This is a genomic window from Mangrovibrevibacter kandeliae, from assembly GCF_024519155.1.
Lineage (GTDB): Bacteria > Pseudomonadota > Alphaproteobacteria > Rhizobiales > Rhizobiaceae > Mangrovibrevibacter > Mangrovibrevibacter kandeliae.
This window is the reverse complement of sequence record NZ_JANIFJ010000005.1, coordinates 257,621-278,830: the sequence shown is the minus strand read 5'-3', so window position 1 is coordinate 278,830 and position 21,210 is coordinate 257,621. Positions and strand designations below refer to the sequence as shown.

Annotated in this window: 21 protein-coding genes and 1 other RNA gene; 12 read left to right on the top strand and 10 right to left on the bottom strand. The window is 68.6% G+C overall.

All coding sequences use genetic code 11. The features are described 5' to 3' along the window. Positions 1 to 5: 5 nt before the first annotated feature. Positions 6 to 953, bottom strand: coding sequence for an NAD(+) diphosphatase (gene nudC, locus NPA30_RS14905; RefSeq protein ID WP_256803524.1), 948 nt, complete (start codon positions 951 to 953; stop codon positions 6 to 8). Continuing rightward, a complete protein-coding gene (locus tag NPA30_RS14900) occupies positions 950 to 1,363 on the bottom strand; it encodes an HIT domain-containing protein (RefSeq protein ID WP_256803523.1) in 414 nt (137 codons plus the stop codon). Before NPA30_RS14900 ends, nudC begins: the two co-directional genes overlap by 4 nt. 60 nt (positions 1,364 to 1,423) lie before the next feature. Here NPA30_RS14900 and ffs point away from each other — a divergent pair. The 6 genes from ffs (at position 1,424) to NPA30_RS14870 (ending at position 7,817) form a co-directional block, all read left to right on the top strand. Further along, an RNA gene (gene ffs, locus NPA30_RS14895) (signal recognition particle sRNA small type) lies at positions 1,424 to 1,521 on the top strand. Positions 1,522 to 1,723: 202 nt separating this feature from the next. After that, on the top strand, positions 1,724 to 3,643 hold the full coding sequence (locus tag NPA30_RS14890) for a DNA polymerase III subunit gamma/tau (RefSeq protein WP_256803522.1): 1,920 nt from the start codon (positions 1,724 to 1,726) through the stop codon (positions 3,641 to 3,643). A 41-nt stretch (positions 3,644 to 3,684) separates the two neighbouring features. After that, a complete protein-coding gene (locus tag NPA30_RS14885; protein WP_256803521.1) occupies positions 3,685 to 4,008 on the top strand; it encodes a YbaB/EbfC family nucleoid-associated protein in 324 nt (107 codons plus the stop codon). 84 nt (positions 4,009 to 4,092) lie between these two features. Further along, positions 4,093 to 4,698, top strand: coding sequence for a recombination mediator RecR (gene recR, locus NPA30_RS14880; protein WP_256803520.1), 606 nt, complete (start codon positions 4,093 to 4,095; stop codon positions 4,696 to 4,698). Between the two features lie 92 nt (positions 4,699 to 4,790). Continuing rightward, entirely contained in the window at positions 4,791 to 6,038 is a 1,248-nt protein-coding gene (locus NPA30_RS14875; RefSeq protein ID WP_256803519.1) for a lytic murein transglycosylase, read from the top strand. 228 nt (positions 6,039 to 6,266) lie between these two features. Further along, the gene (locus tag NPA30_RS14870) at positions 6,267 to 7,817 is read left to right on the top strand and encodes a putative bifunctional diguanylate cyclase/phosphodiesterase (protein ID WP_256803518.1); all 1,551 of its coding nucleotides are present in this window, start codon (positions 6,267 to 6,269) and stop codon (positions 7,815 to 7,817) included. 346 nt (positions 7,818 to 8,163) lie between these two features. Here the strand turns inward: NPA30_RS14870 and NPA30_RS14865 are convergent, their stop codons facing one another. The 4 genes from NPA30_RS14865 to NPA30_RS14850 all read right to left on the bottom strand — a co-directional run bounded on the left by NPA30_RS14865 (position 8,164) and on the right by NPA30_RS14850 (position 12,813). Then, the gene (locus NPA30_RS14865; protein WP_256803517.1) at positions 8,164 to 8,925 is read right to left on the bottom strand and encodes an ABC transporter permease; all 762 of its coding nucleotides are present in this window, start codon (positions 8,923 to 8,925) and stop codon (positions 8,164 to 8,166) included. Then, a complete protein-coding gene (locus NPA30_RS14860; RefSeq protein WP_256803516.1) occupies positions 8,922 to 9,848 on the bottom strand; it encodes an ABC transporter ATP-binding protein in 927 nt (308 codons plus the stop codon). The genes NPA30_RS14865 and NPA30_RS14860 overlap by 4 nt, the downstream gene beginning before the upstream one ends. Positions 9,849 to 9,936: 88 nt before the next feature. Continuing rightward, positions 9,937 to 11,442, bottom strand: coding sequence for a serine protease (locus NPA30_RS14855; protein WP_256803515.1), 1,506 nt, complete (start codon positions 11,440 to 11,442; stop codon positions 9,937 to 9,939). A 195-nt stretch (positions 11,443 to 11,637) separates the two neighbouring features. After that, positions 11,638 to 12,813, bottom strand: coding sequence for a DNA recombination protein RmuC (locus NPA30_RS14850; RefSeq protein ID WP_256803514.1), 1,176 nt, complete (start codon positions 12,811 to 12,813; stop codon positions 11,638 to 11,640). A 126-nt stretch (positions 12,814 to 12,939) separates the two neighbouring features. Between NPA30_RS14850 and def the strand changes: the two genes are divergently transcribed. The 3 genes from def to truA are packed head-to-tail and all read left to right on the top strand — an operon-like array spanning position 12,940 to position 15,296. Next, a complete protein-coding gene (gene def / locus NPA30_RS14845) occupies positions 12,940 to 13,452 on the top strand; it encodes a peptide deformylase (protein WP_256803513.1) in 513 nt (170 codons plus the stop codon). A gap of 40 nt (positions 13,453 to 13,492) precedes the next feature. Beyond that, positions 13,493 to 14,455, top strand: coding sequence for a methionyl-tRNA formyltransferase (gene fmt / locus NPA30_RS14840; protein ID WP_256803512.1), 963 nt, complete (start codon positions 13,493 to 13,495; stop codon positions 14,453 to 14,455). A gap of 4 nt (positions 14,456 to 14,459) precedes the next feature. Further along, positions 14,460 to 15,296 (top strand): tRNA pseudouridine(38-40) synthase TruA, encoded by an 837-nt coding sequence (truA, locus tag NPA30_RS14835; RefSeq protein ID WP_256803511.1) that lies wholly within the window; start codon positions 14,460 to 14,462, stop codon positions 15,294 to 15,296. Here the strand turns inward: truA and NPA30_RS14830 are convergent. Then, positions 15,243 to 15,836, bottom strand: coding sequence for a hypothetical protein (locus tag NPA30_RS14830; protein ID WP_256803510.1), 594 nt, complete (start codon positions 15,834 to 15,836; stop codon positions 15,243 to 15,245). The genes truA and NPA30_RS14830 overlap by 54 nt on opposite strands. Positions 15,837 to 15,840: 4 nt before the next feature. Then, positions 15,841 to 17,040 carry a succinyl-diaminopimelate desuccinylase gene (dapE, locus tag NPA30_RS14825; RefSeq protein WP_256803509.1) on the bottom strand — a complete coding sequence of 400 codons (1,200 nt, stop codon included), beginning with the start codon at positions 17,038 to 17,040 and terminating at the stop codon, positions 15,841 to 15,843. Positions 17,041 to 17,251: 211 nt separating this feature from the next. Here dapE and NPA30_RS14820 point away from each other — a divergent pair, with 211 nt between their 5' ends. After that, positions 17,252 to 18,265: a lytic transglycosylase domain-containing protein gene (locus tag NPA30_RS14820; RefSeq protein WP_256803508.1), complete on the top strand. Its 1,014-nt coding sequence runs from the start codon at positions 17,252 to 17,254 to the stop codon at positions 18,263 to 18,265. Here the strand turns inward: NPA30_RS14820 and dapD are convergent. After that, positions 18,243 to 19,091 carry a 2,3,4,5-tetrahydropyridine-2,6-dicarboxylate N-succinyltransferase gene (dapD, locus tag NPA30_RS14815; RefSeq protein WP_256803507.1) on the bottom strand — a complete coding sequence of 283 codons (849 nt, stop codon included), beginning with the start codon at positions 19,089 to 19,091 and terminating at the stop codon, positions 18,243 to 18,245. The two genes, NPA30_RS14820 and dapD, sit on opposite strands and share 23 nt — an antisense overlap. Before the next feature lie 102 nt (positions 19,092 to 19,193). On the opposite strand from dapD, the gene NPA30_RS14810 reads away from it, so the two are divergent. Next, complete coding sequence (locus NPA30_RS14810) at positions 19,194 to 20,048, top strand: LOG family protein (protein ID WP_256803506.1); 855 nt, start codon at positions 19,194 to 19,196, stop codon at positions 20,046 to 20,048. 77 nt (positions 20,049 to 20,125) lie between these two features. After that, positions 20,126 to 20,410 (top strand): hypothetical protein, encoded by a 285-nt coding sequence (locus NPA30_RS14805; protein WP_256803505.1) that lies wholly within the window; start codon positions 20,126 to 20,128, stop codon positions 20,408 to 20,410. A 3-nt stretch (positions 20,411 to 20,413) separates the two neighbouring features. On the opposite strand, the gene NPA30_RS14800 is transcribed toward NPA30_RS14805, so the two are convergent. Next, the gene (locus tag NPA30_RS14800) at positions 20,414 to 21,139 is read right to left on the bottom strand and encodes a pyrimidine 5'-nucleotidase (protein WP_256803504.1); all 726 of its coding nucleotides are present in this window, start codon (positions 21,137 to 21,139) and stop codon (positions 20,414 to 20,416) included. Between the last annotated feature and the right edge of the window lie 71 nt (positions 21,140 to 21,210).

Here is a 21,210-nt window from a genome sequence, read left to right as displayed (position 1 = left end):
AGGCGTCAGGTCGCCTCGTCCGCGAAGGCCTTCACCAGATGGTGCGCGATGGCGAAGGGTTTCGGCAGCATAAGGCCGTCCGGATGCTCGCCCGCGAGCATCGCGCGCACCTCATCCCGGGCGAACCAGCGGCAGGACTCGAGCTCGGTGCCGTCGAAGGCGACGTCGAGGCTCGTCGCCTCGGCCGTGCAGCCGAGCATCAGCGATCCGGGGAAGGGCCAGGGCTGCGAGGCGAGATAGTCGACCCGCCCGACCGTGATCCCCGCCTCCTCCAGCGTCTCGCGCCGCACCGCGTCCTCCAGCGTCTCGCCGGGCTCCACGAAGCCGGCGAGGCAGGACCAGAAGTTCTCGGCAAAGCGCGGCTGACGGCCGAGGATGCAGTGGCCGGCGCCGTCGTGGACGAGCATGATGGCGACGGGGTCGGTGCGCGGGAAGTAGAGCTCGCCGCAGCGGGTGCAGCGGCGGCGATAGCCCGCCGCCTCGCTCGCCGTCGGAGCGCCGCAGCGGCCGCAGAAGCGGGAGCGGGCGTGCCAGTTGAGGAGGTGGGCGGCCTGCGCCAGCTGGCCCTCGACATTGCCGTCGAAGAGGCCCTGCATCGCCGCCGCCCGGAGGTCGAAGGCCTCGATCGCGCCGTCGAGCGACAGGGGCGCCGCCTCGAGCTGCAGCGCGAGGCGGGGCACGCCATCGGTGTCGTGGCCGAGCAGCACGGCGTCGGCGAGGCTGTCACGCAGTCCCGGAAGGTCGGCGACGCGCAGCTGCGGCTGGAGGCGTTCCGCGCCGTCGCCGTGGGCGAACCACTGCCGCTCGTGCAGGAGGTAGACGGTCGCCCGCGGATCGGCGAGCGCGGTGGCGAGCGTCTCTTCGGTGCGGTGTTCGCCGTCGCGCAGCAGTCGATTTCCGGCAAAGCCGGTGCCGGCGCTGATCTCCGGGCGGTCCTGGCGAAGTTCGGTCATGCGGGCAGCACCGCCCGGGCGATGTCTGACACGAGGGCCTGCGCGCGCGCCGCCTCGTAGGGCTCGGCCATGCCGAAGCCCCAGACCGGCCCCGGCCAGTTCGCATCGCTGGCGAATCGCGCCACGATGTGCAGATGGAACATCGACACGACATTGCCGATCGTGGCGATGTTCAGCTTGTCGGCCCCGGTCAAGGCCTTGAAGGCGCGGGCGACGAGGTCGGTCTCGAAGGTCAGCATCGTCTGGTCCAGGGGGCTGAGTTCATAAAATTCGGTGATGGCCTCGCGCTGCGGCACGAGCACCACCCAGGGCCAGCGGCTGTCGTTCATGAGCCTCAGCTCGCAGAGGCCGAGTCGCGCGACGCCGAGCGTGTCCCTGGCGAGGCGCGGGTCCAGTCGAAATGTCCGCATCGAAGTCCGTCTTTCCCGTGGCCTTGCATTTAAGGCGCCGCTCGACGATATGTAGCCGCGGGAGGTTGGTGGTGGACGAGCCACTCGCCAACCGGGTCAGGTCCGGAAGGAAGCAGCCCCAACGAGCTCCGGCACGGGTCGCCGTGCCAGCCTCCCACCTTCACCAGTCTTCGCCACGGCAGGCAAGCGCGGTCTTCGGTCCGCGGCCCGGCCGTCGCGTGGTCCGGCTTGGGCTTGCCTCGGGGCGTGGTCCCTGCGGGATTGCCTCGGGGCGGAATCCGTCTAGGGTCGCGCCATGTCCGCGCCGCTTTGGAAACTGCTGGTGACCCGCCACATGAGGGAGAGGAGATCGCGACGGCCATGAGCAGCGATGTGCCTCAGACGCCTCCCGCCGCGCCGCAGGACGCGGGCTACCGTGTCCTCGCCCGCAAGTATCGCCCCCGGAGCTTCGACGACCTGATCGGTCAGGCGCCGATGGTTCGCACCCTGACGAACGCCTTCGAGACCGGGCGCATCGCACAGGCCTGGATGCTGACCGGCGTGCGCGGTGTCGGCAAGACCACCACCGCCCGCATCCTCGCCCGCGCCCTGAACTACCAGACCGACACGATCGACCAGCCGACGGTGCATCTCGCCGAGCCGGGCATCCACTGCCAGGCGATCATGGAGGGTCGCCATGTCGATGTCGTCGAGATGGATGCGGCCTCGCACACGGGCATCGACGACATCCGCGAGATCACCGCACAGGTGCGCTATCGGCCGGTGTCGGCGCGCTACAAGGTCTACATCATCGACGAGGTGCACATGCTCTCGACGCAGGCCTTCAATGGCCTGCTGAAGACGCTGGAAGAGCCGCCCGAGCACGCCAAGTTCATCTTCGCCACCACCGAGATCCGCAAGGTCCCGATCACCGTCCTGTCGCGCTGCCAGCGCTTCGACCTCCGGCGCATCGAGACCGCGACGCTGGTCGAGCACCTGCGCAAGATCGCCGCGGCCGAGGCCGTCGCGGTGGACGACGAGTCGCTGCGGCTCGTCGCACGCGCCGCCGAGGGCTCGGTGCGCGACGCGCTGTCGCTGATGGATCAGGCGATCGCGCACGGCGCCGGACAGGTGGAGAGCGAAACGGTGCGCGCCATGCTCGGCCTCGCCGACCGCAGCCGCATCATCGACCTCTTCGAGATGCTGATGCGCGGCGATGGGCCCGCGGCGCTCGGCGAGTTTCGCGAGCAATACCGGGTCGGGGCCGACCCGGTCGTCGTCCTCAGCGATCTCGCCGACTTCACCCATGTCGTGACCACCCTGCGCTTCGTGCCGGACGCGGCCGACGAGGCGGCCCTGGCGCCAGCCGAGATCGAGCGCGGCCGCGCCTTCGCCACGTCGCTGTCGGTGCGCAGCCTCAGCCAGGTCTGGCAGATGCTGCTGAAGGCGATCGAGGAGGTGCGCAATGCCAGTGCGCCCCGCCAGGCCGCCGAGATGGCGCTGATCCGCATCGCCCATGCCGCCGACCTGCCGGCGCCGGAGGATCTCCTGCGCGCCCTGCGCGACGGCGAGGTCCCGCGGCTGCCGGCGTCCCGCGCTCCGGATCCCGCGCCGAGGAGCAATGGCGGCTCGAACGGCGCCCATGCCGACGCATCGGCCGGATCGGGTGAGCCGATGCCGGCGCCTTCGCCACCGTCGCCGGTCACCCCTCCTGCGGCGCGGATGGCCGCCATCGGTGGAGGTGGAGACGCACGCCCGCGCGCGGCGCAGCCGAGCCCGGCACCGATGGCGCACCCGGACACGGCCGAGCCGCGGCTGACGAGCCTCGACGACATCGCCGCGCTCGCCGAAGCGAAGCGCGACTCGCTGATGCAGGTGTCGGTGCGGCGCTACCTGAGGCCGGTGAAGATCGAGACGGGGCGGATCGAGATCGCTCTGACCGATCATGCGCCCCGAGCGCTGGTCGGCGATCTCGCCCGCAAGCTGCACGACTGGACCGGCCGGCGCTGGGTGGTGTCGATCGCCAGCGGGCAGGGCGGCCAGACCATCGAGGAGCGCGAGGCGGCGCACAAGACTGCGCTCGTCACCGACGCCGGCGCCGATCCGGAGGTCGCGGCCATCCTGCAGATCTTCCCCGGCGCCAGGGTCGTCGACGTGCGCCTGCGGGCCGATGGGGTCGCCGAGGAGGCGCTCGCGCCGGTGGCCGCACCTCTGGAGGACGACGCGCCTCTGGCCGATCCCGACTTGGAAGACGATATGGGCTTCCAGGACGACGGCCTTGATCCGGACGACGACGTCTGACCGCGGGGTCCTCGCGAAAGCAGAACTGAGGGAGTGATGCGATGAAAGACATGATGGGCATGATGAAGCAGGCGAAAGCCATGCAGGAGCGCATGCAGAGCCTGCAGCAGGAGATCGCCGAGGTTTCGGCGACCGGCCAGTCGGGGGGCGGGATGGTCACCATGACCCTGAACGGCAAGGGCGATATGACGACCCTTGCCATCGATCCGTCGCTGGTGAAGCCGGACGAGGCCGACATTCTGGAGGACCTGGTGATCGCCGCGCATGCCGACGCCAAGACCAAGCTCGAGGTGATCGTGCAGGAAAAGACGCAGGAGCTGACAGCCGGCCTGCAGCTGCCCGGCGGCATGAAGCTGCCCTTCTGAGGGCTTCCCGGTAGAGACATCGCTTGCGGCGGCGGCTCTGTCCGCCGCGCCGCCCGTGCCCGCAGAAGAGTCCCGTACACCTCCATGTCGAAGTCGATCGCCGGCCCCGAGATCGAGCGGCTGATCCAGCTCCTCGCCAAGCTGCCGGGCCTCGGCCCACGCTCGGCCCGCCGCGCCACCCTGCATCTCGTCAAGCGCAAGGAGCAGCTGCTCGCGCCGCTCGCGGCCGCGATGGCGACCGCGCTCGACGAGGTGAAGGTGTGCTCGACCTGCGGCAACATCGACACGCGCGACCCCTGCACGATCTGCTGCGACCACAGCCGGGATGCGAGCGTCATCGTCGTGGTCGAGGACGTCGCCGATCTCTGGGCGCTGGAGCGGGCCAAGGCGCTGAACGCCGCCTATCACGTGCTCGGCGGCGTTCTCTCGCCGCTCGAGGGGATCGGTCCCGACGACCTCACGATCCGCCAGCTGGTGGCGCGCGTGGCAGAAGGTGGCGTCGTCGAGGTGATCGTCGCGGTCAATGCGACGGTCGAGGGGCAGACGACCGCGCACTACCTCATCGACCAGCTCGCCGGCTTCGACGTGAAGATCACCCGCCTGGCGCATGGCGTGCCGGTCGGCGGCGAGCTCGATTACCTCGACGAGGGCACGCTCTCGGCGGCGATGCGCTCGCGCACCGCGCTCTGATCTCGGGGCTCGTACGCCGGGGCTTGACGCGGTGCCCCCGGCCCGTGCTCCCTGACCGCCATCATCGCAGCTTGAATCGGGGGAAGCGGCCCATGCGCATCGTCACTTCGCTCTTCGTCCTCCTCGCCCTGCTGGCGGCGCTGCCCCGCCCGGCCGGCGCCGCGCCGGACAAGGCGGCCATCGCCGCGGGCTTTCGCCCCTTCCTGGAACGGGAGATCTGGCCGGAGGCTCAGAGGGCCGGTGTGCCGCGCACCGTCTTCGACGCCGCCTTCGCCGGCGTGACGCCGGATCTCGACCTGCCCGATCTCGTGCTGCCGGGCGAGCCGGCCAAGGTGGAGGAGAACAACTTCCAGGCCGAGTTCAAGAGCCCGGCGGCCTATTTCGACGAGCGGCGGATCGAGGCGCTGGCGGTGAAAGGCCGAGCGCTCCTGTCACGCTACCGCGGCGATCTCGACCGCATCGAACGCCAGACCGGCGTGCCGCCGACGATCATCCTCGCCATCTGGGCTCGCGAGTCGGGCTACGGTGCGGCGAAAATCCCCTACAACGCCTTCCGCGTCCTCGGCACCAAGGCCTACCTGTCGCGTCGCAAGGCGATATTCCAGGACGAACTGATCGCGGCGCTGCGCATCGTGGCGAATGGTCATCTCAAAGTCGACGAGATGCGTTCCTCGTGGGCCGGCGCGCTCGGTCAGCCGCAGTTCATGCCGAGCAAGTTCGAGGCGCTCGCCGTCGACTTCGACGGCGACGGGCGCAAGGACATCTGGAACACGGTGCCGGACATCCTCGCCTCGATCGGGCACTACCTGCAGCAATCCGGCTGGGTGCGAGGGCGCGACTGGGGCTTCGAGGTCAATGCGCCGGAGAGCGTCGACTGCAGCACCGAGGGGCCGGACCGGCGCCGCCCGATCAGCGCCTTCGTCTCCGACGGCGTGGCGCGGGTGTCCGGAAAACCGTTTCCGCCCGCCGAACTGAAGGCCGACGGCAACCTCCTGATGCCGGCGGGCCGCTACGGACCGGCCTTCGTTGCGACACCGAACTTCTACGTCATCAAGGCCTACAACAACTCCGATCTCTACGCGCTCTTCATCGGACACCTGGCGGACCGGATGCTCGGCGGCGGCGCGTTCCAGGGGGGATGGGTGGAGGCCGGCGCGATGACCCGCGGCGACGTCGCCCGGCTGCAGGAGAAGCTGCAGGCGAAGGGCTACGACGTCGGCGGCGCCGACGGGCTGCCCGGGTTCAAGACGCGACGCTCCATCGGCGGCTGGCAGACCAGGGCGGGCCTGACGCGCACGTGCTGGCCGTCGCCCGATCTGGCGCATCGGCTCGGCGGCTGAAGAGGCCACTGAGCGAAATACTCCGCCGCCGAAGATTTAAGCAGGGCGTTTTACAAGGCAATCAACCCGTATGATCCGTTAAGGGCTTTGCGCTACTTCTGGTCGGACCTTGGGAGTATCGTATGCGTCCGCACACCACTACGAACGCGTTCAGTGTCCGTATCGAAGATCGTTCCGGCAGGATGCCAAGTTGCACCGTCGCGGCTGCACTGCGGCCGGAGGCAGCGGATGGCATCCATGCCTGAGCGGGTCGACGACGACATCCGGGCGCTTCTGGAGCGTGAGCGTCTGGCCCGCAGCGAGGCGGAGCGCCAGCTGGAGTCGAAGAGCCGCGAGCTCTTTGCACTGAACCAGTCGCTGGTGGAAGCCAATCTCGCGTTGGAGAAGCGTGTGCAGGAGCGCACCGGTGCCCTGGTGCGCGAGCGCGAGAGTGCGATGCAGCTTGCCCGCACCGACCAGCTCGCGGGGCTTTCCAACCGGCTCGCGTTCAAGGAGCGTCTTTACGCGCAGGTCCAGAACGCGCAGCGGTCGGGAGGGGAGGTCGGCCTGCTCCTCATCGATCTCGACCACTTCAAGGAAATCAACGATGCCCTCGGCCACCAGGCCGGCGACGACGTGATCGTCGAGGCCGCGCGGCGCCTGAGCCTTGCGGCCGGGCGTGGCGAGTTCGTCGCGCGCATCGGCGGCGACGAGTTCGCCGTCGTCGTCAGCGGCTCGGACGTGTCGGCGCGGCTGGAGGCGGTCGCCTTCGGGCTCAAGGCCCTCCTGATCCAGCGGGTGATCGCCGGCCAGAGCGCCCTGTCGATCCGCTTCTCGGGCGGCTCTGCCATTTATCCGCAGGACTGCACGACCCCTGGCGATCTCGAGCGCTTCGCCGATATCGCGCTGTACGAGGCCAAGCGGGCTGGCCGCAATGCCAGCCTCGCCTTCGCGGGCTCGATGCTCGAGTCGTTCCATACGCGCCACCAGCTCGACGCCGACCTCGGCCAGGCGATCGCCTCGGGCCAGATCGAGGTCTGGTACCAGCCAATCCTCGGCCGGCCGGGCTCCGGGCGACGTCCCTCGGTGGAGGCGCTGGCGCGCTGGCGCCATCCGACGCTGGGCATGATCCCACCCTGCCGCTTCATCGAGGTGGCCGAGACCTCGGGCCTGATCGGCCGGCTTGGCCGTCACGTCCTTCTCGAAGCCTGCGTGCAGGCGAAGGGGTGGGTCGACGCCGGTCTCATCGAGACCGTTTCGGTCAACATGTCGCCGCGCCAGATGGCGTCGCCCGACGTTCTGGCAGATGTCCGCTGGGCGCTCGAGAAATCCGGGCTGGCGCCCAACCACCTGATCCTCGAGATCACCGAGAGCATGCTGTTCGAGGACATGGATCTCGGCCAGAAGATCATGGAGGACATGGCCGCGGACGGAATCCGGTTCGCGCTCGACGATTTCGGCGCGGGCTATTCCAACTTCTTCTATCTCGCCAAGCTGCCGCTGCACCGGTTGAAGATCGACCGGAAGTACACGGCCGACATTTGCAGCGATTCGACGCGCAACATCCTTCAGGGCCTCATCACCTTCGCTCAGCGCCTCGACCTCGAGGTCGTCAGCGAGGGGGTCGAGACCGAGGAGCAGCACCAGTTCCTGCTGTCGGCCGGCATCGATCTCCTGCAAGGCTTCCTCTTCGGACGGCCGCAGCCGCCGGGCGAGTTGGCACTCGCCACCCTTGCCGGTGACGGGGCAGTGCTCTGTCCGTCCCTCGTTCCAGAGCGGCGCGCCCGGGCCATCGCCTGAGCGCGCACCGTCTGTCCGGTCCTAATGTCGACTGAATTACTTTAACGCTCAGAGGGCAGCGTTAAGTAAAAATTAGTCTTTAATTCAATCAAGTGCCGCCTTAGAGCTGTATAGACTTTTCGTCGCAGGTGTCTCGGCGTATAAAGAACGTGGCCCGGGCGCCATCTTGCGACCATGATCGTCGCACCATGGAACGACCGCCGGGACCGGCGTAGCGGCGTTTTTCGTCATGAGGATGTAAGAACGCCGCCCCACGCGCCGCCGGCATATGGCGGCCGCGCCTTGCGGCGCGATGCCACGGCCGCCTCACGCACTCGACCCGCCTTTCCGAACGAGCCCCAACCGCTCAGTTGCGCAGCCGATAGCCGGTCCGAAAGATCCAGGCGACGAGCGCGATGCACAGCGCGAAGAAGACCAGCGTCATCGTCAGGCTGACGCCGACGTCGACGTCGGCCTTGCCGTAGAAGCTCCAGCGGAAGCCGCTGACGAGGTAGACGACCGGATTGAACAGCGTCACGGCGCGCCAGAAGGGCGGCAACATGTCGATCGAGTAGAAGCTCCCGCCAAGAAAGGTGAGGGGCGTGACGATCAGCAGCGGCACGAGCTGCAGCTTCTCGAAGCCGTCCGCCCAGATTCCAATGATGAAGCCGAAGAGGCTGAAGCTCACGGCCGTCAGCACGAGGAAGCACAGCATCCAGACCGGATGCTCGACGCGCAGGGGCACGAAGAAGCCCGCGGTGAGAAGGATGATCAGGCCGAGCACGATCGACTTCGTCGCGGCCGCACCGACGTAGCCCAGCACGACCTCCACGAACGAGACCGGCGCCGACAGCACCTCGTAGATCGTGCCGGCGAAGCGGGGAAAGTAGATGCCGAAGGAGGCGTTCGAGATGCTCTGCGTGAGGAGCGACAGCATCACCAGCCCGGGCACGATGAAGGCGCCATAGCTGACGCCGTCGATCTCGCTGATGCGCGAACCGATCGCAGCCCCGAAGACGACGAAGTAGAGGGACGTCGAGATCACCGGCGAGACGATGCTCTGCAGCAGCGTGCGAATGGTGCGCGCCATCTCGAAACGATAGATGGCGCGGATGGCGTGGATGTTCATTGCTTCTGCGTGATCAGCTCGACGAAGATCTCCTCGAGCGAGCTCTGCCGGGTGCGCAGGTCGCGCAGGTCGAGGCCTGCCGCATCCACGTCGCGCAGGAGCGCCGCGATGCCGGTCGTGCCGTTCTGGGTGCTGTAGGTGTAGGTGAGGGCATCGCCGTCCGGCGACAGCTCCAGGTCGTAGTCGGCGAGGGCGGGCGGGATTGACGGGAGCCGGCTCCCGAGCTCCAGCACGAGCTGCTTGCGGCCGAGCTGGCGCATCAGCTCGGCTTTTTCCTCCACGAGGATCAGCTCGCCGCCGTTGATGACGCCGATGCGGTCCGCCATCTCCTCGGCCTCTTCGATGTAGTGGGTCGTGAGGATGATGGTGACGCCGCGCTCGCGCAGCCGGCGAACCATCGCCCACATGTCGCGGCGGAGCGCAACGTCGACCCCGGCGGACGGTTCGTCCAGGAAGAGGATCTCGGGCTCGTGCGACAGCGCCTTGGCGATCAGCACGCGCCGCTTCATGCCGCCGGACAGCGCCATCATTTTGGTGTCGCGCTTGTCCCAGAGCGACAGCTCCTTCAGGATCTCCTCGACATAGGCGTCGTTGCGCGGCTTGCCGAAGAGGCCACGGCTGAAGCTCACTGTGGCGAAGACCGTCTCGAAGGCGTCGGTGGTCAACTCCTGCGGGACGAGACCGATCCGGTCGCGCGCCTTGCGGAAGTCGGCGACGGTATCGTGTCCATCCACGAGGACACGGCCGGAGCTGGGATTCACGATGCCGCAGACAGTGCTGATCAGCGTCGTCTTTCCCGCTCCGTTGGGACCGAGAAGCGCGAAGATCTCGCCGCGACGGATATCGAGCGAAACGTTGTTCAGCGCCTTGAAGCCGGTCGCATAGACCTTCGACAGCGCCTGCACGGAGACCACTGAATTCATGGAGCGCTTATAGCCAGCGCTCGGACCGTGTCCATGACGATTCGGAGAACACGCTGTTCCTCAGGCGCAGGTCGATCAGCGTAGTCGATCAACCCCCGAGGCAAAGGATCGGAAGGACGCCGTTCTGCACCTTGGCGGTCGCGTCGGGAACGCTCTCGAACGCCGCCGAAGCATCGGCCTTGGCGTAGTCGATCGCGTTGGCGTCGAGGAACTGCGTGACGGTGTCCGGCCGGATGGCGAAGTTGATCGCCTGCGGAATGTCACCAGTGACGTCGGCGACGGCGACGGCGTTCAGCTTCGCGGTCACGACGCCGACGACACGACCGGCGAGGTCAACCAGCGGGCCGCCGGAATTGCCGGGCTGAACCGGCGCCGAGATCTGAAGGTAGCGGGGATCATTCATCAGGCCGAGGAGCGACGAGACGTTGCCACGCGTCACGTTCAGGCTGTCGGCCAGGATCGTGCGCAGCGGAAAGCCAAGTGCCAGGATGTCCTCGCCGAGGCGCGGAGCGGCAGTCGAAATCTTCAGCGGTTCGCCGAGATCGGAACCGGAGGCGACATGCAGCAAGGCGAGATCGTTGGCGCTGTCGATGATCCGGTTGTCTGCCGCGCCATGATCGCCGACGAGGATCGTATGACAGGCCTTCGCGACATGGGCGTTCGTGAGCACCCAGCCGTCCTTTGACACCAGGAAGCCGGTGCCGGAGGAGTCGAGGTTCTGGCTGGCGGCAGCCGGTGCGCCGCCCTGGGCCGAGGCCGGCTCGGCCCGCGTCGGTGATCCGCGGTCGGCATAGGCAAGCGCATAGCGATCGGCGTCGCCGCCGCGCGTCAGGCCAGCAACGAGAGCCGAACCGGCGCCGGTGGCCGGCTCGCCCGCAAAGCCGTCGAACATGTTGGACGCGACGATGACGAAAGGCTGCATCTTGGCGGCCATGTCCGGCGTGTAGGACACGGAGAAACCGCGCAACTCCGGACCGCGCGAAGCCACGCGGATGTAGTAGGTGCGACCGCCGGCTTCTGTTCCGGACACGACAAACCAAGTGCCTGCGAACTTCTTGTAGTCGACGGTGCGGTCGGCCTGCGGGGTCTGCACCAGATCATACATGTCGGCCAGCGAACGCTGACCATCGGCGAAACGGACCGTCTCCACCTCGACATTGTCCTGCGGCGAACGCCACAGGCGTCCGATCTCGGTCGGCCCGAGATCACGGACCAGCGCGCTCGGCAGGCCGATCTCCGCACCGGTCAGCTCGTCTTCAACGAAAGAAAAGCCGAGCGCCTGCTGGGCGCGGTCGCTCTCGACGACCAGGAGGCGCAGGAAAGGCTCGTCGATCACACCATTGGCCTGAAGACCATGACGCGCCTGAAAATCACGGATCGCCCGAAGCGTTCCCGGACCGATGTCGGCGTCGAACAGCCCGGCATAGTCCCCGGTCCAGGCGAGGCGCATCTGCAGGCCTTGACGGAAGTCCTTGTCGGTCTGGCTGTTATAGGCGACGGTCAGGTCATTGGCGGCAGCCGCGGGGCCGACGACGGCGAGCGGTGCGAGGGTGACGAGGAGGCTCGCCAAGAGGGCTCTGACACTGCCGCGCATGAAGGTGTCCAAAAGACCGTATGAGTTGATGATCTACTGGCCAAAGAACGTGCGGCCGACCGAAACGATCCATTCGAATTTTACCTTTTGGTCATAAACAGCATAGCCGTCGATGCGATGGGGCTGCGGAGCGCTGTCTTGCTCCGCGCTGTCCGCCCAGCCTTTCAGCTTCGGCCCCCGCTCGCCGGCTGCATGTCAAGCTGAAAAGGCTGCTTGTCCTTCGGCTTGCGGTACTTCCTCCCCCGCCGCGTCGCCCAGTTCGACCGCTTCGATCCGTTCGCTCCGCCGCAGGAGCTTGCCGGTCGAGACGAGGATCTGATCGACGTCGCGTCCGGTCTGGACGAAGTGCGACTTCAACGCGCCGACCCGTGCATCGAGCCGCGCCAGATCCTCCATCAGCAGCCGCACCTCCTGCTGGATACGGCCGGCCTCCCGCCGCATGCGGGCGTTGCGCGTCAGAGCCTGAACCACCTGGACGCAGACCATCATGAGCGTCGGCGAGACGATGACGACGCGCGCCCGGTAGGCGCGCTGCACGATGTCGGGGAAGCTGTCGTGCAGGTCCGCGACGATCGCTTCGGACGGCACGAAGAGGAAGGCGGTCTCCTGCGTCTCTCCGGCGATCAGGTACTTTTCCGAGATGGCGCGCACATGCACGTCCATGTCGCGGCGCAGGCGTTGCGCGGCGGCGGATCGCGTGGCGTCGTCCTCCGCCTGCCGGAAGCCGCTCCAGGACTCGAGCGGAAACTTGGCGTCGATGGCAAGACCCGGCGCGCCGTTCGGCATGAGGATCAGGCAATCCGGCCGCTTGCCGTTCGACAGCGTCGCCTGGAAGCTGTAGCCCCCGGGTGGCAGCCCGTCGCGGATGATCGCCTCCATGCGCGCCTGACCGAAGGCGCCGCGCGCCTGTTTGTCGGACAGGATGTCCTGCAACTGGACCATCTCGCCGGCGAGCGCCGCGATCTCGGCCTGCGCCTTGTCGATCGCCGCCAGCCGCTCCGCCAGATTGCCGAGGCTGGTGCGAGTCTCGCGCGTCGTCTCCTGGATCGAGTGCCCGACGCGGTGCGTCAGCCCGTCCAGCCGGTCCGACAGGACGCGGGTCAGATCCGCCTGCCGGGACCCGAAGATCTCGGCCATCGTCTGCATCCGGCCCGTCATCTCGGTCTGCGCCCTGAGGATCGCCTCGAGCCGGTCGGTGGCGTCTCCTGCGCCGCGTTCGGCCTCGCGGACACGGCGGCGCAGCCGGCCCTGCGCGAGGAGGCTCCAGCCGATGAGCACCAGACCGACCAGAACGAAGGCGATCGCGACGTCGACGACCCCGGCGGGCGTGACGAGAAGCGGTCGATGAAGGAAAGCGAGCACGGACGACATGGACACAGCCTACTGCAACGGCTCGATGATGACTAGATCAAACCATGAACATCGAGACGGCGCAGCAGGTCCGAGGTCCACCTTGTTTTGATTGACCGGCGCTGGCGCAGACATTACCTCACGGCCATGACCATCAAGCCGCTCATCATCCTGCCCGATCCCCTGCTGCGCCAAGTCTCGAGCCCGGTCGAGCGGGTCGACGAGACGATCCGGCGCTTCGCCGACGACATGCTGGAGACGATGTACGACGCGCCAGGCATCGGCCTCGCCGCGATCCAGGTCGGCGAGCCGCTGCGCATGCTGGTGATCGACCTCAGCAAGGAGGAGGAGCCGAAGGCGCCGCAGATCTTCCTCAATCCCGAGATCGTCGCGACCTCCGACAGCGTATCGGTCTACGAAGAGGGCTGCCTGTCGATCCCCGACTACTATGCGGAGGTCGAGCGGCCGGCGAGCGTCACGGTGCGCCATCTCGGTCTCGACGGGGCGATGCACGAGCTCGAGGCCGAGGGGCTGCTCGCCACCTGCCTGCAGCACGAGATCGACCACCTCAACGGCGTCCTCTTCATCGACCACATCTCCAAGCTGAAGCGCGACATGGTGGTGAAGAAGTTCACCAAGGCGGCGCGCCGCAGCGCATGAGGTCGGCGATGCGCCGGGCGAGGAGCGGGGAGGGCAGGCGATGACGCTGCGCGTGATCTTCATGGGCACGCCGGCCTTCTCGGTGCCGACGCTCACGGCGCTGCATCAGGCGGGACACGCGATCGCCGCGGTCTACACGCAGCCGCCGCGCGCCAGCGGCCGGCGCGGGCTGGCCCTGACGCCCTCGCCGGTTCAGGTGGAAGCGGAGCGGCTCGGTCTTCCCGTCCGCCACCCGCAGCGGCTGCGCGATCCTGTGGACCAGGCCGAGTTCGCGGGGCTCGATGCGGACGTCGCGGTGGTCGTCGCGTACGGTCTCCTCCTGCCCCGGCCGGTGCTCGACGCGCCGCGCTTCGGCTGCCTCAACGGGCATGCCTCGCTGCTGCCGCGCTGGCGCGGCGCGGCGCCGATCCAGCGGGCGGTCGAGGCAGGCGACGCGGAGACCGGCATGATGGTGATGCGGATGGAAGCCGGCCTCGACACCGGGCCGGTGGCGCTGACCGAACGGGTTTCGATCGGCGCGACCGAGACGGCCGGCGAGCTGCACGACCGTCTCGCGCCGCTCTCCGCCCGGCTGATGGCGGAGGCGCTGGCGCGGCTGGAAGCCGGCGCGCTCGCCTTCGAGGAGCAGGACGCGATCGCTGCCCACACCGGCCGCGAGGCGGTCTACGCCCGCAAGATCGACAAGAGCGAGGCGGAGATCGACTGGACGCAGTCCGCCGCTGCGGTGCGCGGCCGGATCAACGGCTTCTCACCCTTTCCCGGCGCCTGGACCACCCTCGACGGCGGCAACGGCCCGGAGCGGGTGAAGCTTCTGCGGGCCGTCGAGGATGCCGGCGGCGGTGCGCCGGGCGAGGTTCTGGACGACGGTTTGCGGATCGCCTGCGGTTCGGGCGCGGTCCGGCTCCTCGACCTGCAGCGGGCCGGCGGCAAGCCGGTGACAGCCGACGCCTTCCTGCGCGGCGCGACCGTTCCCGGGGGCGCGCGCCTCGGCCGCACGGACTGATCCGATGCCGCGTTACAAGCTGACGATCGAGTATGACGGCCGGCCCTATTGCGGCTGGCAGCGCCAGGCGAACGGCTGGTCGGTGCAGGCGGCGATCGAGGCGGCGGTGCTCGCCTTCGCCGGCGAGGAGCGCACGCTGTTCGGTGCCGGGCGGACCGACGCCGGTGTCCACGCCAGCGGCCAGGTCGCGCATCTCGACCTGACGCGCGACTGGGCGGCCGACACGGTGCGCGACGCGCTCAACGCGCATCTGCGGGAGGAGGCGACCTCGATCCTGTCGGTCGAGGCGGTGCCCGAAAGCTTCGACGCCCGCTTCACGGCCTTCCAGCGGCACTATCTCTACCGCATCCTCAACCGGCGCCCGCCCGCCGCGCTGCTGCGCGGCCAGGTCTGGTGGGTGTGGAAGCCGCTCGACGTCGCGGCGATGGACCGGGCCGCCAAGCGGCTCCTCGGCACCCACGACTTCACCACCTTCCGCTCGACCCACTGCCAGGCGAAGAACCCGGTGCGCACGCTGGAGCGCCTCGACGTCTTGGCCGCCGGCGACGAGGTGCACATCCGCGCCTCCGCGCAGTCCTTCCTGCACAACCAGATTCGCTCCTTCGCTGGCTCGCTGAAGCTGATCGGCGAGGGGCGCTGGACGGACGAGGATCTCGTGGCGGCGCTCGGTGCGCGGGATCGCAAACGCTGCGGTCCGGTGGCGCCGCCGGACGGGCTCTATCTGACGGAAGTCGAGTATCGACCGGGCGCGAAGCTCCGGCGCTTCACATCCGATGCGGGGAACGTCTCAGATGAGGGGGACGCCGGTGACGTCCATGACGAGGCCGTAGCTGACGAGTGAGGCGATCACCATCAGCGCGACGACGGCGACGGCGATGGGAAGGTCGCGGCCGATCGACAGCGAGACGAGCCGCACCGTGAGGATGATCGAGGCGATGGTGGCGAGGAGGCCGAGCAGGCTGGTCGCCGGACCGCGCCCGGCGAGGATCAGCAGCACCCAGTAGGGCGAGAAGATCCAGGCGAGCAGCGCGCCGCCCCAGTTGGAGGCGACCACAAGCGGCCCGATCTTGCGCGACATGCCCATGCGCCGGGCGAGCAGCATCAGGATGGCGACCGGCAGGATCCAGGCGATCAGGTCGGCGATGGCGTGGGCGGCATAGGCGTCCACCGGATCGGGCGAGAGGTCGGGTGAGCCCGGCGCCTCGATCCACTGGAACTCGATCCAGGACAGGATCATCGGCGGCAGCGCCACGACGATCGCGAAGAACGACGTCCAGAAGCCGTCGGCCGACAGGTCGAGGAGCTTCAGCCCCTCTTCCTTGCCGCGCATCAGGAGCGCCGCACCCTGGAACTGGCGGAGGATCTCGGCAAGGCCCGGCATCGGCTTACGCTCGCGCGCGGAACCAGCCGCGGATGAAGGTCTCGTAGATGCGGGTGAGGCTTTCGAGGTCGGCGAGGGCGACGCATTCGTCGACCATGTGCATGGTCTGGCCAACGAGGCCGAACTCCACCACCGGGCAGTGGTCCTTGATGAAGCGCGCGTCGGAGGTGCCGCCGGAGGTCGACAGCGCCGGGCGTCGGCCGGTCACGGCCTCAATGGCGTCCGAGAGGGTCTGCGTCAGCGGCGCGTCGCTGGTGAAGAAGGCGTCGGAGGCCGGCGAGCGCCAGACGAGGTCGTAGCGGACCGGCGCGTCCTTGCCCGGCCGCAGCCGCAGGTCGCGCGCGGCCTCGGCCAGCCGCCGCTCGATCTCGGCCTTCAGGCTCGCCACCGACCAGCGGTCGTTGAAGCGGATGTTGAAGCCGGCCTTCGCCTCCGCCGGGATGACGTTGGTCGACGGGTTGCCGACGTCGATGGTGGTCACTTCGAGGTTGGACGGCTGGAACCGCTCGCTGCCGGCATCCAGCGGCTCGGCCATGAGGGCGTCGAGCAAGGTCACGAGGCCGCGCACCGGGTTGTCGGCAAGATGGGGATAGGCGACGTGACCCTGCCGTCCGGCGACCGTCAGCGTGGCGGAGAGCGAACCGCGCCGGCCGACCTTGATCATGTCGCCCATCGCGTCGGGATTGGTCGGCTCTCCCACCACGCAGGCGTCGAAGCGCTCGCCGCGGGCGCGGGCCCAGTCGAGCAGCTTCACCGTGCCGTTGACCGCCGGTCCCTCCTCGTCCCCGGTGATCAGCAGGGACACCTGGCCGGGCAGGTCGCCGTCCGCGTCGACGATCCGGGCGACGGCAGCGACGAAGCAGGCGATGCCGCCCTTCATGTCCACCGCGCCGCGGCCGTAGAGCGCGCCGTCGGCAATTTCCCCGGCGAAGGGCGGGAAGCGCCAGGCGCCGGCCTCGCCGGGCGGCACGACGTCCGTATGGCCGGCAAAGACGAGGTGCGGGCCGCTCGAGCCGCGCCTTGCGAACAGGTTCTCCACGTCGGCGGCGCCGGCTTCGTGGAAGGTCGGCCGCTCGACCGTGAAGCCGAGGGGAGCCAGCGCGGCGTCGAGCGCGTCGAGCGCGCCGGCCTCGCGTGGAGTGACCGAGGGGCAGCGGATCAGGTCGATCAGGATCGACGTCGGATCGATGGGAAACCGGCTCATGAACCGTGATTAGCGAAAGGCGCGAGGGCGGCCAAGCGCAAAGCCTTGCCGGACAGTATGGCGCATGCAAGCTTAACGAATGGTGCCCGACGCAAGCTCCGCCGCAATTCGGCCGGGATCGCAGTCGAGACCGGTGGGCGGGGATCACGGGGACGTGTGCATGCGAACGGGTCTGGGAACCGCGCATCGAATGGGCGCGAAGGCGAGACGCGTGTCCAGACCTGCGATCGCGGCGGCGATCCTGCCGTTGATGCTCGGCGCCTGCGTCGCCAACGGCCCGACGGCGCTCGCCGAAAACGCCGTTCCTGTGCCGCAGACCAAGCCGCTCGACAGCACCCAGGCGCTCGCGACGACCGACGTCGCGATGGAGGCGCAGGCCGCGACGCCGACCACCATCAGCGGCGACGCCAAGATCGACCGGCTGATCGAGACCTACGCCGAAGAGAACCATCTGCCGACCGACTTCGCCTATGCGGTGGTCCGGGTCGAGAGCCACTACAATCCGAAGGCCAAGGGCGTCGGCGTCTACGGCCTGTCGCAGATCCAGCCGCGCACCGCCCGCAGCCTCGGCTTCAGCGGCCCGGTGGAGGCGCTCTATGATCCCGACACCAACCTGCGCTACGGCATGAAGTACCTCGCCGGTGCGTGGGAACGAGGCGATGGCGACGTCTGCCAGGCGGCGATGAAGTACAAGGCCGGCCACCGTTCGACCGTCATGTCGCCGGCTTCCATGGCCTATTGCGGCGCGGTCAAGCAGCACATGGCGGCGATCGAGCGGCGGCGCGTGCACATGCACGAGGAGGTGCCGCGAGGCTTCCCGCAGCCGGGCGAGACGCTGGTGGCTTCGGCCGACGGTGCGCCGCTCAGCGTCACCGTGGCCAGCGCCGCCGCGACGCCGGCCGGCAGCGCGGTTGCCGCCGTCCTGCCGCAGGCGAAGGCTCCGGCCCCCGCCAACCCCGCCCTCGTGGCGCTGACGTCGGGACCCGGCGCCGCCGGGGTGCCGGGCGCAGCGCTCGCGATCTCCCAGATGATCCTGCCGGCGAGCGGGCCGATGGTCGCCGATCGGCCGGCGTCGGTCAGCGCCGGCGCCGGTACGCCGATCGCCGACATCGTCTTCCGCCAGGCGGCGCCCGGCGAAGCGCCGGTCGGCAAGACCGCGCGCCTCTCGACGAAGTCCGGCCGGGTCGTCCCGTCGCTGGCGCTCAGCTACGCAGCAGCTCGTTGATCGAGGTCTTCGAGCGGGTGCGCTCGTCGACGCGCTTGACGATCACCGCGCAGTAGAGGCTGGGGCCGGGCTCACCCGACGGCAGCGGCTTGCCGGGCAGGGTGCCCGCCACCACCACCGAATAGGGCGGCACCTCGCCATACATCACCTCGCCGGTGGCGCGGTCGACGATCTTGGTCGACTGGCCGATGAAGACGCCCATGCCGAGCACCGAGCCTTCGCGCACGATGCAGCCCTCGACCACCTCGGAGCGGGCGCCGACGAAGCAGTTGTCCTCGATGATGACCGGGCCGGCCTGCAGCGGCTCGAGCACGCCGCCGATGCCGACGCCGCCGGAGAGGTGGACGTTTTTGCCGATCTGTGCGCAGGAGCCGACCGTCGCCCAGGTGTCGACCATCGTGTTCTCGCCGACCGAGGCGCCGAGATTGACGAAGGACGGCATCAGCACGACGCCCCGCCCGATATGGGCCGAGCGCCGCACGATCGCGCCGGGCACCGCACGGAAGCCCGCCTCGCGGAAGCGGTTCTCGCCCCAGCCCTCGAACTTCGAGGGGACCTTGTCCCACCAGTGCGCGCCGCCGGGTCCGCCGGGGATCGGCGTCATGTCGTTGAGGCGGAAGGACAGGAGCACGGCCTTCTTCAGCCATTGATTGACGGTCCAGGCCCCGTGCGCACCCTTCTCGGCGACACGCGCCTCGCCTGAATCGAGGAGCTCGAGTGCGGCCTCGACCGCTTCGCGGACGTCGCCGCCGGTCGACGTGCCGACCGTGTCGCGCGCCTCGAAGGCCTCGTCGATGATGCGTTCAAGCGCGGCGCGGTCGGTCATCTCTGGCTCCTGTTCAAACCTCTCCTCGGCTCTAGTAAAAGGCCCTTCGGGGGTCAACCGAACCGGCACCGTGCCGGATCTCAGAAGACGTGAAAGTCGACGATGACCGACAAGAAGCCGCAGCAGCCGTCCTGGGATCCGTTTCCGAGCTCGCGCACCGACCGCGACCGGGACCGACGCGACGCGAAGGTCGACACGCCGCAGAGCCGTTCGCCGACCTACCGCCTCGCCTACGACGATGCCGACTTCCTGACGGGGGACGAGACGCGCGGCGTGCGCCTGCAGCTCGAATGGATGAAGCCGGAGATGGCGCTGCTCGAGGCGGGCATCGAGTCCACGGTCGTCCTGTTCGGTGGCGCGCGCATTCCCGAGCCGGGCACGGCGGCCTGGGCGGCGCGCAACGAGGCACAGAAGCGCAGCCTTGAGGCCAATTCGCACTATTACGAGGAGGCGCGGCGCTTCGCCCGGCTGTGCTCGCAGCACTCCGCGACGACCCACGGCGGCAAGGAGTTCGTGATCGTCACCGGCGGTGGGCCAGGCGTTATGGAGGCGGGCAATCGCGGCGCCTCGGACGTCGGCGCACCGTCCATCGCGCTCAACATCACGCTCCCGCACGAGCAGGCGCCGAACCGCTACGCGACGCCCGAGCTCTGCTTCAAGTTCCACTACTTCGCCATCCGCAAGATGCACTTCCTGCTGCGGGCGAAGGCGATGGCGATCTTCCCGGGCGGCTTCGGCACGCTCGACGAGCTGTTCGAGGCACTGACCCTGATCCAGACCAAGCGCATGGCCCGCATCCCGGTGATCCTGTTCGGCGAGAGCTTTTGGCGGCGGGTCATCAACGTCGAGGCCCTGGCCGAGGAGGGGACCATCGCGCCCGACGATGTCGGTCTCATCCAGTATGCGGATACGGCCGAAGACGGCTGGGCGATGATCCGCGACTTCTACAAGTTCTGAGCCGGAACCGCGGCCACAGGCGACCGTTGCCGCAGAAGCGCGGATGCGCGCGATGCGACGCAATGGGAGCCGAACCGATGTCCGATCCGAACGCCGACATGATCCGTGCGCAGCAGGACAAGGACGTTCCGGAGACGATCACGCCGAAAACCGCGGATGCGACGGACAGCGATCCGGCGAGCGAAGCCGACCGTCGGGCGGCGGGCCGCGACGAAGCCGGCGATCCTGGAGAGCAGATGGACGAGGTGCTGAAGGCCAACCGCCGGAGCGGCACTGGGCTGACCTCCGGTGCACCGATGCCGGGCGACACCGATCCGGGTGCGTCTCTCGCTCGGCCGGATCGTTCGCGCCTCGGCGACTGAGCGTCAGGCCGGTCGCACCCGCCGCAGAAACGTGGCGAGGTCGTCGGTGATGTAGTCGATGTGCTCGCCGTCGCGACCCTCGTGTTCCCACGCATCGCCGAAGGTCGTCTCCAGATTGCGCGGGACGACAAGGACGGTGCGCATGCCGAGGCGCTTCGGCACCTCGAGGTTGCGGGCGAGGTCCTCGAACATCGCTGCCCGCGACGCGTCGATCCGGTGCAGCCCCATGAACTTGTCATAGGTTTCGGCTGCCGGCTTCGGCAGGAGGTCGGCGGCGACGATGTCGAAGATGTCCTCGAAATGGTTGAGGATGCCGAGCTGACGCGCCGCACGCTCGGCATGCCGCCGGTCGCCGTTGGTGAAGATGAACTTGCGGCCCGGCAAGGCCCGCACCTCTTCGCCCAGCGCCAGATCGGGCGCGATCCAGGTGTAGTCGATGTCGTGCACGAACTGCAGGAACGTGTCGGGGTCGACGGCGTGCTCGCGCATCAGGCCCCGCAGCGTCGTGCCGTGCTCGCGGTAGAGGCGCTTTTGCAGCGCGCGCGCCTCCTCCGCGTCGAGCTGCAGGAATTGGCTGACGAACAGCGTCATCCGCTCGTCGATCTGGGAGAACAGGTTGGAGTGGCGTGGGTAGAGCGTGTTGTCGAGATCGAAGACCCAGTCGCGCACGTGTGCGAAACCCTCGGCCGTCGCGTCGGCGGTCTGTAGGATGGAGGCGGACACGGTCATGACGGGCTGGCTCTCGCGCTGGCGCAGGAAGAAGGAAACGTTCCGCGAGGCTAGCGTGGTTCCCTTGTGAG

What these genes read in the sequence shown, in the direction of transcription:
- NPA30_RS14890 (WP_256803522.1), top strand. Translation starts at nt 1,724, where the DNA reads ATGAGCAGCGATGTGCCTCAGACGCCTCCCGCCGCGCCGCAGGACGCG.
- truA (WP_256803511.1), top strand. Translation starts at nt 14,460, where the DNA reads ATGCCGCGTTACAAGCTGACGATCGAGTATGACGGCCGGCCCTATTGC.
- NPA30_RS14800 (WP_256803504.1), bottom strand. Translation starts at nt 21,139, where the DNA reads ATGACCGTGTCCGCCTCCATCCTACAGACCGCCGACGCGACGGCCGAG.
- dapD (WP_256803507.1), bottom strand. Translation starts at nt 19,091, where the DNA reads ATGACCGACCGCGCCGCGCTTGAACGCATCATCGACGAGGCCTTCGAG.
- NPA30_RS14870 (WP_256803518.1), top strand. Translation starts at nt 6,267, where the DNA reads ATGGCATCCATGCCTGAGCGGGTCGACGACGACATCCGGGCGCTTCTG.
- NPA30_RS14850 (WP_256803514.1), bottom strand. Translation starts at nt 12,813, where the DNA reads ATGTCGTCCGTGCTCGCTTTCCTTCATCGACCGCTTCTCGTCACGCCC.
- NPA30_RS14875 (WP_256803519.1), top strand. Translation starts at nt 4,791, where the DNA reads ATGCGCATCGTCACTTCGCTCTTCGTCCTCCTCGCCCTGCTGGCGGCG.
- NPA30_RS14830 (WP_256803510.1), bottom strand. Translation starts at nt 15,836, where the DNA reads ATGCCGGGCCTTGCCGAGATCCTCCGCCAGTTCCAGGGTGCGGCGCTC.
- NPA30_RS14805 (WP_256803505.1), top strand. Translation starts at nt 20,126, where the DNA reads ATGTCCGATCCGAACGCCGACATGATCCGTGCGCAGCAGGACAAGGAC.
- NPA30_RS14865 (WP_256803517.1), bottom strand. Translation starts at nt 8,925, where the DNA reads ATGAACATCCACGCCATCCGCGCCATCTATCGTTTCGAGATGGCGCGC.
- NPA30_RS14810 (WP_256803506.1), top strand. Translation starts at nt 19,194, where the DNA reads ATGACCGACAAGAAGCCGCAGCAGCCGTCCTGGGATCCGTTTCCGAGC.
- NPA30_RS14860 (WP_256803516.1), bottom strand. Translation starts at nt 9,848, where the DNA reads ATGAATTCAGTGGTCTCCGTGCAGGCGCTGTCGAAGGTCTATGCGACC.
- nudC (WP_256803524.1), bottom strand. Translation starts at nt 953, where the DNA reads ATGACCGAACTTCGCCAGGACCGCCCGGAGATCAGCGCCGGCACCGGC.
- NPA30_RS14855 (WP_256803515.1), bottom strand. Translation starts at nt 11,442, where the DNA reads ATGCGCGGCAGTGTCAGAGCCCTCTTGGCGAGCCTCCTCGTCACCCTC.
- def (WP_256803513.1), top strand. Translation starts at nt 12,940, where the DNA reads ATGACCATCAAGCCGCTCATCATCCTGCCCGATCCCCTGCTGCGCCAA.
- recR (WP_256803520.1), top strand. Translation starts at nt 4,093, where the DNA reads ATGTCGAAGTCGATCGCCGGCCCCGAGATCGAGCGGCTGATCCAGCTC.
- dapE (WP_256803509.1), bottom strand. Translation starts at nt 17,040, where the DNA reads ATGAGCCGGTTTCCCATCGATCCGACGTCGATCCTGATCGACCTGATC.
- NPA30_RS14885 (WP_256803521.1), top strand. Translation starts at nt 3,685, where the DNA reads ATGAAAGACATGATGGGCATGATGAAGCAGGCGAAAGCCATGCAGGAG.
- NPA30_RS14900 (WP_256803523.1), bottom strand. Translation starts at nt 1,363, where the DNA reads ATGCGGACATTTCGACTGGACCCGCGCCTCGCCAGGGACACGCTCGGC.
- fmt (WP_256803512.1), top strand. Translation starts at nt 13,493, where the DNA reads ATGACGCTGCGCGTGATCTTCATGGGCACGCCGGCCTTCTCGGTGCCG.